Below are 9,220 nucleotides of genomic sequence, written 5' to 3'. Positions count from 1 at the left end.
CGTCGCCACCAAACCGGACGAGATCGTCCGCCTCGACGCCATCTACGACCAGTCGCAGCGCAACGGCGTCGAAGGCATGGAAAAGCTGACCGGCGCCCAGGCGATCGCCATGGAGCCGGCGCTCAACGCGGTGGCGGCCCTGTGGTCAAAGGAAAGCGGCGTCTTCGACAGCCACGGCTATATGCTGGCCCTGCAGGGCGAGATCGAGGCCGCCGGCGGCGCGGTCGTGCTCTCCACCCCTTTCGACGGCGCCGTCGCGCTGGACGGTGGGGGGTTCGAGGTGCGCGCCGGCGGCGACGAGCCGACCGGGCTCACCTGCCGATACCTGGTCACCGCGCCCGGCCTCTCGGCCCAGGCCGTCGCCGCGCGGATCGAGGGGTTCCCGGCCGCGGAAATTCCCCGGGGCCACTATGGCAAGGGGATGTACTTCCGGCTGGTCGGCAAGGCGCCGTTCGCCCGGCTGATCTATCCGCCACCGATCCATGGCGCGCTCGGCACCCACTACCGTCGCGACCTGGGCGGCCAGGCGGTGTTCGGCCCGGACCTGCATTTTGTCGAGACCCTGGACTACAGCGTCGATCCCGCCGCCGAAGCCGCCTTCGCCGCCTACATCCGCAAGTTCTGGCCCGGCCTGCCCGATGGCGCGCTGAGCCCCGACTACGCCGGCATCCGCCCCAAGCTGCACGGCGAGGGGGAGCCACAGCCCGACTTCCGCCTCGACGGCGCGGATATGCACGGGATGGAAGGACTGGTGGCCCTGTTCGGCATCGAAAGCCCCGGCCTCACCTCGTCGCTGGCGATTGGCGAGACGGTGGCCGGCAAGCTGGGATTGGGTTCCGCAACGGCGCCGGGCTAGGCTCCGGTCAACGGAGGATCCCCATGAAGAACCGCATCACCGAGCTGCTCGGCGTCAAGTACCCCATCGTCCAGGCGCCCATGGGCTGGATCGCCCGCGCGCAGCTGGCCTCGGCGGTGTCCAATGCCGGCGGCTTCGGGATCATCGAGACATCGTCAGGCCGTCTCGATGAGGTGCGCGAGGAAGTGGCGAAGATGCGCACCCTGACCGACAAGCCCTGGGGCATCAACGTCGCCCAGGCCTTCGTCCGCGACCCGGACATCGTCAGGTTCGTGGCCGATCAGGGCGTCAAGTTCGTCACCACCTCGGCCGGCGACCCCAACCGTTATTGCGAGGCGCTGAAGGGCGCGGGCCTGACGGTGTTCCATGTGGTTCCCTCGCTGGCCGCCGCCACCAAGGCGATCGAGGCCGGCGTCGACGGGCTGGTGGTCGAGGGCGGCGAGGGCGGCGGCTTCAAGAACGGCCGCGACGTGGCCACCATGGTGCTGCTGCCGCTGGTCTGTTCGAAGTTCGGCGTGCCGGTGATCGCCGCCGGCGGCATCGTCGATGGCCGCACCATGGCCGCGGCCTTCGCGCTCGGCGCCGAGGGCGTGCAGATGGGCACCCGCATGGTTTCCGCCGCCGTGAGCCCGGTGCACCAGAATTGGAAGGACGCGATCCTCGCCGCCAAGGAGACCGACACCGTCTTTCTCAACCGCTTCGGCCCCGGCCCGGCGCTGCGCGCGCTCCGCACCGAGAAGACCACACGGTTCGAGAAGGAACCGCCCGAGAACATCATGGCCGAGATGTCCAAGGCGCTAGATCTCTACTTCGGCGGCGACATGGAGGCCTCGATCGCACTCTCCGGCCAGGTCGCCGGCCGCATCGACGAGATCAAGCCGGTGAAGCAGATCCTCGAGGAGACGATGGCGGAGTTCGACGCCACCCTGGCCACCCTGTCGGCGCGCTATGGCCACCAGGCGCAGCCGGCGTGAGCGCCAGGTTCGCGGCCCGCATCTTCGGCGCGCTGACCGCCCTGGTCGCCGTTTTCCAGCTGGCCCTGGCCCTCGGCGCACCCTGGGGCGCGGTCGCCATGGGGGGCGCCTTTCCCGGCGTCTATCCGCCGGCGATGCGCCTGGCCGCCCTGTTTCAGATTCTCATCCTGGGCGTCGTGGCCCTCGTGGTCTTCGTCCGCGCGGGTCTGGTATTTCCCCGCTGGAGGGTCGCCGCCCGCTGGCCGGCCTGGGTCGTCGTGGTCCTGCTGGCCGTCGGCGTCGTGCTGAACCTGATCACCCCAAGCGGCCTTGAACGGCTGATCTGGGCGCCGGTGGCGGCCCTGCTGTTCCTGGCGAGCCTGCGGGTCGCGCTGGAAACCTAGCGCCCGGCGACGGCCTCAAGCGCGTCCGCGGGCGCCGCGCCTTCCAGGTGGATCAGTGACCAAACCGCGAAGAACAGCAGCGGCCAGCGCACGCCACCGTCGCCCGCCCGAAACTCGGCTGCGGCTTCGGGGCGCAGGCGGCGCAGGGCTTCGACGGCCGGAAGGCGCGCGGCGATCTGTTCAGCCCGTGGCGCGATCCACGCCGCCACCGGCACGGTGAACCCCTGTTTCCGCGCCCAGGGCTCGGCCGCCGGACACGCGGTCTCGAGCCATTTGCGCAGCAGCCATTTGCCATAGCGCCCGCGCACCTTGAACCGGTCGGCGAGCGGGAAGGCGAAGGCCGCCACCGCCGGGTCAAGGAACGGCGTGCGCCCCTCCAGCCCGTGGGCCATCAGGCAGCGGTCGAGCTTCAACAAGAGATCGCTCGGCAGCCAGGTGGCGATGTCGGCCCACTGGGCCTGCTGCAGGCGGGTCAGGCCCCCGGGTGGCTTTGCCTCCTGGAGCCAACGTCCCAGCGCCGCCGCATCACCCCCGCGCGGCGCGGCGGGTCGCCCGCCCAGCCAGGCCGGGCGCAGCGCGCGGCGGTATCGGCCGTAGCCGCCGAACAGTTCGTCGCCGCCCTCGCCGGTCAGCACCACGGTCAGCGTCCCCTTGGCGGCCTCGGCCAGTTTCCAGGTCGGCAGGGTGGCGTAGTCCGCGGTCGGGTCGTCCAGCGCCCAGGCGACCTGCGGCAAGATCCGCCAGAAATCCTCCTCGCCAAAACGCGTCTCGCGCCAGTCGAGGTTCAGCGCGCGGGCCACCCGCTCGGCCTGCGCGCGTTCGTCCCTAGCCCCCCCTCTACCGGCGTTGGGCGCTTCAAAGCCGCAGGTAAAGGCGGTCACCGGCCGTTCGTTCAGCCGCGACATCAGGGTGGCGATGGTCGCCGAGTCGATCCCGCCGGACAAGAACAGGCCGTAGGGTACGTCGGAGCGCTGGTGGACCTTGACGCTGTCCTCGAGCACGGCGTCCAGCTGCCTGAGGAGCGTGGCTTCGTCGCCCGACGGCTTCGCGGCGACCCTCTGCAGCGCGCCCTGCCGCCATCCGCTCACCATGCGCCCGTCGCGGACCTCGACCACTTCGCCGGGAGCCAGCCGGCGCAGGCCCTGGAAGACTGTCCGCGCACCCAGGGTGTAGTTGAAGGCCAGCAGCTCTTCCGCAGCCTCGTCGTCGAGCACGGTCTGCATCAGCCCGGCCGCGAAGAACGCCCGAGGCTCCGACGCGAAGGCCAGGCCGCCCGCGTGCTCCATGATGTAGAGCGGCTTGATGCCGAACGGGTCGCGGGCCAGCCAGGCGCGACCGTCGGCCCCGATCAGGCACAGGGCGTACATGCCGCGCAGCCGGGCGAACGCTCGCTCTCCCTCGCGGGCGTAGAGGTGCAGCAGGGGCTCGAAGTCGGACCCGGTGACCAGGGCTCCGGCCAGATCGTGATCTCGGGCCAGCTCCCGGTAGTTGTAGATCTCGCCGTTGCCGATCACCGTCGAGCCGGCGGCGTGCAGCGGCTGCCAGCCGCCCTCCAGGTCGATGATCGACAGCCGCGCGTGGGCGAGCGCCGCGCCGGCCATGTCCTCCACGCGGACGCCGTCGGGGCCACGGTGGGTCAACGCGCCGATCATCGCCGGTACGCGCGCGTCCGCGCCGCCCAGCTGGCCCGCGATGCCGCACATCAGGCCGCGCCATAGTCTGAGAAGAGCGTCCGCCACTGGGCGACCACGGCGGCCCGCGAGAATTCCGCCTCCACGCGAGCCAGGCCGCGCGCGCGGAACTCGGCCCGCAGCGAGGGCTCCTCCAGCAACAGGCGCACGCCATTGGCCAGCGCGCCGGGATCGTCGATGGGAACCAGCAGGCCGTCGCGGCCGTCCTCGATCAGCGACCCGGGTCCCTGGCTGGCGGCGGCGATCACCGGCAGACCATGCGCCCAGGCCTGGATCACCACATTGCCCAGGGGTTCGTAGCGGGAGGGGAAGACGCAGATGTCGGCGGCCCGATAGAGGGCGGAAGGGTCTCTTCGCCAGCCGAGGAACCGCACGCGCTGATCGACGCCCAGGGCCTGGGCCATGGCCATCAGCTTGGCCTCCAGCGGCCCGACGCCGGCGATCCACAACCAGGCCCCCGGCAGGTCGACCAGGGCCCGCAAGGTCACGTCATGGGCCTTGGAATCGTGCAGCCTTCCCATGGCCAGCAGCAGCGGCGCGTCGGCGGGCGTCGTCAGGCTGGCGCGATCGACCGGCGCCGCATCCGGCGGCGCGGCGGCGAAATTGGGGATGTAGCGCACCCGGCTGGCCGGCCAGCCCTGCGTCACGATCCACTCGGCGATGTCCTCGGTATTGGCGACCAGCTCATCAAAGCCCCGGTAGTACTTCAGGTTGTAGTAGCCGCCCAGCCGGCCGATCCGCGTCCAGGGTCCCCTGGGGGTGTGGCGCGCGGCGCGACTCATCCAGGCGACCATCAGCCTGGCCCCCTGCACGCGCCCATAGCCCGCCGCCGCTGGCCGGGTGAGGATGTCCGGCGGTCCGCCGAATCGCAGCGTCCGCACCGGGACGCCGGCCGCCTTCAGCGCCGTCTCGCGACTGGCGTGCGGACGAATCACGGCGGCCTGAGGCGGGCCGCCGCGCTGCAGCGCGGCGACCAGATCGACGAAGTAGGTCTCCGCCCCGCCGTCGCCGGCCGTTCCCAGAAGGTGCAGCACGCTCATGTGTGGCGCCAGCCTAGCGGTTCGAAGGGCTTGCCCCAAGCCGCTTGAAGCCGGGAAACCGAAACCCTATAACCCGCGCCTCGCGCTCGCAGGCCCCCAGGTTTTGCGTGGCCCCGCGCGGCTGGGTAGCTCAGATGGTTAGAGCGGTGGATTCATAACCCACAGGTCGGCGGTTCGATCCCGCCCCCAGCCACCACCGGGGTCGCGGCGAGGATCTAGCCAGGCGTCGCCACCCCCCACTCGTTCCAGGCCGCGATCCGGGGTGTCTTGGGCACATACATGCTCTCCACGCGGTCGAGCCGGAAGCCGGCGGCGGCGATGGCGCTGGCCACCGGCCGGGTCAGGTGGCAGCCGCCGGCGATGCGTTTCCAGATCGGCTCGATGCGGCGCTGCCAGGTGGCGACCCCGGCGTCGGGGGCCAGGCCATGTTCGCAGAACAACAGCCGGCCCGCGGGCTTCAGCACCCGGCGCGCCTCGGCGAGCGCGGCGGCGGGGGTGTGCACCGAGCAGAGCGTGAAAGTGCAGACCACGCTGTCGAAACTGGCGTCGGCAAACGGCAGGACCTCGGCGGTTCCTTCCTCGATGGTCACCGCCAGGCGCGGATCGCGCGGCGCCGCCATCGCTGCGGCCCGCAGGTCCGCCGCCGGATCCACACCGACCACGCCGCTCACCTTGTCGGGATCGTAGAAGCTCAAGTTCAGGCCCATGCCGATGCCCAGTTCCAGCACCTGGCCGCTGGCCTGCGGCACGATCTTGGCGCGCTGGCGCATCATCGGCGACGACGAGCAGGCGCAGGTGAGGAGCCTTGGCAGAATGAAGCGGTCGTAGAAGGAGGCCATTCGTCGAGGTTCCTAGCGTGGCTCATAGACCCTTGGCGCGGGGCCAAGGGCGACCGGGCCGAGCGTCGCGCGCCCGGCCTGAAAATTCAACGCCGCCTGGGCCGTGTCGCCCGCGCCCTGCCGCGCCTGGATCACCATGACCCCGGCCGCGGCGGCCTCGGGCGCGAGGGCGCCGGCGTCGCCCAGCACCCTCAGCACGCGCGGCGCCTGGCGAAGGGAAAGGTCCAGGGTGCCGGAAAGCCGGCCGTCGGCGGCGACGCCCAGCACCCCGGTCCTGGCGCCCGCCACGGCGTCGCCGGCGGTGATCCCGGCCTGGCGCACCGTCATCCGCCCGCCGGCGTCGGACCAGCGGCGCACAGCCTGGCCCCAGGTCGCGCCGGAAAGGGCGCTGATCTTCGACAGCGTCGAATTCCACACCATGGCCACCGGCTTGTCGCCGGCGATGCGGCCGAGCAGGGCGGAGGGCCGGGCCCTGCCGGCGTCCACCGTGGCGAACACCCCGCCCTCGTCGTCGGGTCCGGCGCGCAGGTGGAATTCGACCCGCCCGGCGCTCTCCAGGGCGAAGGGCGCGGCGCCGGCCCCGGGCTCGAAGACCAGCTTGACGCCCTCGAACGAGACGCTGGGCGGGTGCTGGCCCAGATGGCTCAGGCTGGCGCGGATCAACTGGCCCCTCACCGCCACCGGCCCGCCGATCGGGCGCACGAAGGTCAGTCCCTGGGGCGCGGCGACCAGCCAGTGCGTCAGGCCGTGCAGGAACGCCTCGCCTTCGATCCGCGGCGCCGCCAGCGCCCAGCCCGACGGCGCCCGCGCGGTGACCTCGGTCAGGGTGATGTCCATGCGAAAGGGGTAGCCGCCGACAGTGCGGTCCTTCCAGGTGATCGGATAGCCCAGCTCGCTCAGGCGAAGGGCGGCTGCGTCCATCCGGCTCAGCGCCTGGCCGCGCGCCCAGACCCAGGCCCCCGACCAGCCGGCGACCACCAGCGCCAGGGCGGCGAACGGCAGCCACAGGCCGAGCCGGCGGGGTTTGCGGGGCGCTGGGGGATCGGGCAGAGACATGGGCTTGCGTCTTATACCGGCGGGGCGGGATGTCTGACGAATTTTGGGTCTTCGGCTATGGCTCGCTGATGTGGCGGCCCGGCTTCGCCTTCGCCGAGCGGGCGCCAGCCAGCCTCCAGGGCCGCCACCGCGCCTTCTGCATCTATTCCGTCCACCATCGCGGAACGCCTGAGCGCCCGGGCCTGGTGCTGGGCCTGGCGCCCGGCGGGTCGGTCCGGGGGATGGCCTATCGGATCGCGCCGGCCGACTGGGCAAAGGTCCAGGCCTACCTGATGGAGCGTGAACAGCCGACCGAGACCTATGTGGCGGCGCACAGGTCCGTGCGCCTGGCCGACGGACGCCGCGTCGTGGCGCTGGTCTTCCTCTCCGACCCCGGCCACCCGCAATGGGCCGGCGCTCTCGTCCCGGAACGCCAGGCCGAGCTGATCGCCGGCGCCACGGGGCTGTCGGGCCGCAACATCGACTACCTGGCCGACCTGGTGGAACACCTGGCCGAGATGGAGATCCGCGACCCCGCGATGCAGGCGCTGCTGCGCTTGGTCGAGGCGCGGGAGGCCAAGGGCTGAGCGGGCCGCGATTCCCGTCCTACCTCCCCCATTGCTCCCGCCGCTTCGCGGGGGAGGTAGGCGGGGTTCGTGGACAATCGCTCAGCCGGAACTTCGGCGTTCCCCAGGCTCGTCCGGGGCTCGCCCGCATCATCCGGCGGATCGGGCAGGTCGCGCCAGCCTCGGCGCCTTCTGGCGACAGGCCGAGGCCCAGGCACAGGCGCGCCACCTGGTCGTCCAGCGGCTCGGAACAGAAGCCGGCGCTGAGACCCACATGTGCGGCCCCCGACAATTCTCAATTGCGGCGGGAACTTGTCGGCAGGGCCATGGCTTTGGGTATCGGTCGAGAATGACCAGGAGCGACTGTTCGTGCGGTCGCAAGCGAAAGTAGCATCGATGCGTAAGATCCTTTGGGTGGCCGCAGCCGCGGTCATCGGGTTCGCGGGCGCCGCTCACGCGAACATCACCCCCGTCCTGACCGGCGTGACAGCGGAGGGGAGTCTCTTCCGCTACACCTACCAGATCACCCTCGACAGCGATCAGGGGTTCATCTTCGGGTCGAAGATCGCGATCTTCGATTTTGCGGGCTTCGCCGGCGGATTGACCACCTCCAACCCGACCTTCGCGGCCGGCACGGAGCTGTTCACGTCGGGCCTGCTGACGCCCCCGGCCTTCACCGATGACCCGACCATCACCAACCTGACGATGACCTGGATGGACGGCGCCTTTCACAACACCGGCGGTCCTTTCCCGGAGACGCAATTCACCCTGAGCGCCCTGTCCAAGTACAAGACGACCCGGTTCGACGGCTACACCGCGACCGCGGTCAAGAACAACGGGCTCACCGTCGGACAGGCCACCAACAACGTGGGTCCCGTCACAGTCCCGTTCTCCGCGGGCGTGCCGGAGCCGGCGAGCTGGGCGATGCTCATCGTCGGGTTCGGCGGTATCGGCGGCCTCATGCGCGGCAGGCGCCACCAACGGCTGTCGTCCGCCGCCTAGGCTGCAACGACCCAAGGAGTCGGAGTCAGGGCAGTGCAGTTTTCTCTCCTCTGCCTTTGACAGGAAGACACGAAGGACGCCAAGACCGCGAAGGGGGCAGACGAGGTTGCGAGCGCCGGCGCCGGGCTCGGCGTCGTCGTGGTCTTGGTGTCCTTGGTGGTCCCGGTGTTGGACGTGGGAGTCTCCGCTCGCGCGGAGCCTCGAAGGATCACGCCAGCGTTCAGCCGGAGTCGCGGCGGGACGGCGTCTCGCCGTCCTCATCGTCGGGTGGCGGATCGGGCAGGTCGCGCCAGCTGTCGGCGCCGTCGGGCGACAGGCCGAGGCTGAGGCACCCGCTGCGCCCCCGACAGGTCGCAGGCGGCCAGCCGGGCAAACATCTGCTCATCGCTGAGGTCGGCGGGGTCGGACATGGGCGCGAGGAAAACAGGCCGGTGCGTCAGAAGCGGACGTAGAGACGCGGTTGGCTGGGAAATTAGAGTGGGATCAGGCGGATTTTTTTGCGGGCAGGGTATGGTGGGGCACTATCTGAGAGCCCAAGAGCTTGTTCGTCTCAAGGCTCACGCGGACATGGACGCTACCCCCTTATTTCTCCTTTACCCCCGCCCTATCTCGCGACTCCAGCTGAGCGGCTAGCCACTTTTCCCCGGAGGCGGTTGGCGGAGGCGCGCGAGGCTACAGGCTGTTGAGCCTGATCGAGGCTGTCTCGATGCGCTCTTCCAGGATGCGCATGAACTCCGCGCGTTTCAGGCCAGGCGGGATCGGCGGCAGGTACTCATAGACGATGGTCCCCGGCCGGCGCAGGAAGCCGTGGGCCGGCCAGTGGACGCCGGCGTT

9 protein-coding genes, 1 tRNA gene and 1 pseudogene are annotated in these 9,220 nt (G+C 70.7%); 6 read left to right on the top strand and 5 right to left on the bottom strand.

The window, feature by feature from the left end:
* The 3 genes from RMN86_RS14575 to RMN86_RS14565 all read left to right on the top strand — a co-directional run.
* The coding region (locus RMN86_RS14575; protein WP_309606583.1) for an FAD-dependent oxidoreductase at positions 1-856 on the top strand (856 nt) is incomplete at its 5' end.
* A 23-nt stretch (positions 857-879) separates the two neighbouring features.
* Positions 880-1,830: a nitronate monooxygenase gene (locus tag RMN86_RS14570; RefSeq protein ID WP_309606582.1), complete on the top strand. Its 951-nt coding sequence runs from the start codon at positions 880-882 to the stop codon at positions 1,828-1,830.
* A complete protein-coding gene (locus RMN86_RS14565) occupies positions 1,827-2,213 on the top strand; it encodes a hypothetical protein (RefSeq protein ID WP_309606581.1) in 387 nt (128 codons plus the stop codon). Before RMN86_RS14570 ends, RMN86_RS14565 begins: the two co-directional genes overlap by 4 nt.
* Here the strand turns inward: RMN86_RS14565 and asnB are convergent.
* A complete protein-coding gene (gene asnB / locus RMN86_RS14560) occupies positions 2,210-3,916 on the bottom strand; it encodes an asparagine synthase (glutamine-hydrolyzing) (protein WP_309606580.1) in 1,707 nt (568 codons plus the stop codon). The two genes, RMN86_RS14565 and asnB, sit on opposite strands and share 4 nt — an antisense overlap.
* Positions 3,916-4,944 (bottom strand): glycosyltransferase, encoded by a 1,029-nt coding sequence (locus RMN86_RS14555; RefSeq protein WP_309606579.1) that lies wholly within the window; start codon positions 4,942-4,944, stop codon positions 3,916-3,918. The genes asnB and RMN86_RS14555 overlap by 1 nt, the downstream gene beginning before the upstream one ends.
* Before the next feature lie 119 nt (positions 4,945-5,063).
* Between RMN86_RS14555 and RMN86_RS14550 the strand changes: the two genes are divergently transcribed.
* Positions 5,064-5,140: transfer RNA gene (locus tag RMN86_RS14550), tRNA-Met, on the top strand.
* Positions 5,141-5,159: 19 nt separating this feature from the next.
* Here RMN86_RS14550 and RMN86_RS14545 read toward each other — a convergent pair.
* On the bottom strand, positions 5,160-5,783 hold the full coding sequence (locus RMN86_RS14545) for a class I SAM-dependent methyltransferase (protein ID WP_309606578.1): 624 nt from the start codon (positions 5,781-5,783) through the stop codon (positions 5,160-5,162).
* A 12-nt stretch (positions 5,784-5,795) separates the two neighbouring features.
* Complete coding sequence (locus RMN86_RS14540; protein WP_309606577.1) at positions 5,796-6,839, bottom strand: DUF2125 domain-containing protein; 1,044 nt, start codon at positions 6,837-6,839, stop codon at positions 5,796-5,798.
* 29 nt (positions 6,840-6,868) lie between these two features.
* Here RMN86_RS14540 and RMN86_RS14535 point away from each other — a divergent pair, with 29 nt between their 5' ends.
* Both RMN86_RS14535 and RMN86_RS14530 read left to right on the top strand, forming a co-directional pair.
* Positions 6,869-7,405, top strand: a complete 537-nt coding sequence (locus RMN86_RS14535; protein WP_309606576.1) for a gamma-glutamylcyclotransferase — start codon at positions 6,869-6,871, stop codon at positions 7,403-7,405.
* A gap of 375 nt (positions 7,406-7,780) precedes the next feature.
* Positions 7,781-8,386, top strand: a complete 606-nt coding sequence (locus RMN86_RS14530; RefSeq protein WP_309606575.1) for a PEPxxWA-CTERM sorting domain-containing protein — start codon at positions 7,781-7,783, stop codon at positions 8,384-8,386.
* Positions 8,387-9,058: 672 nt separating this feature from the next.
* On the opposite strand, the pseudogene RMN86_RS14525 reads toward RMN86_RS14530, so the two are convergent.
* Positions 9,059-9,220 (bottom strand): annotated as a pseudogene (locus RMN86_RS14525) (1-acyl-sn-glycerol-3-phosphate acyltransferase); the annotation flags it as partial.

Origin of the sequence: Phenylobacterium sp. (assembly GCF_031360265.1) — a bacterium.
Taxonomy (GTDB): domain Bacteria; phylum Pseudomonadota; class Alphaproteobacteria; order Caulobacterales; family Caulobacteraceae; genus Phenylobacterium.
This window is presented reverse-complemented; position numbering and strand designations above follow the sequence as displayed.

What these genes read in the sequence shown, in the direction of transcription:
- RMN86_RS14570 (WP_309606582.1), top strand. Translation starts at nt 880, where the DNA reads ATGAAGAACCGCATCACCGAGCTGCTCGGCGTCAAGTACCCCATCGTC.
- asnB (WP_309606580.1), bottom strand. Translation starts at nt 3,916, where the DNA reads ATGTGCGGCATCGCGGGCCAGCTGGGCGGCGCGGACGCGCGCGTACCG.
- RMN86_RS14555 (WP_309606579.1), bottom strand. Translation starts at nt 4,944, where the DNA reads ATGAGCGTGCTGCACCTTCTGGGAACGGCCGGCGACGGCGGGGCGGAG.
- RMN86_RS14545 (WP_309606578.1), bottom strand. Translation starts at nt 5,783, where the DNA reads ATGGCCTCCTTCTACGACCGCTTCATTCTGCCAAGGCTCCTCACCTGC.
- RMN86_RS14540 (WP_309606577.1), bottom strand. Translation starts at nt 6,839, where the DNA reads ATGTCTCTGCCCGATCCCCCAGCGCCCCGCAAACCCCGCCGGCTCGGC.
- RMN86_RS14535 (WP_309606576.1), top strand. Translation starts at nt 6,869, where the DNA reads ATGTCTGACGAATTTTGGGTCTTCGGCTATGGCTCGCTGATGTGGCGG.
- RMN86_RS14530 (WP_309606575.1), top strand. Translation starts at nt 7,781, where the DNA reads ATGCGTAAGATCCTTTGGGTGGCCGCAGCCGCGGTCATCGGGTTCGCG.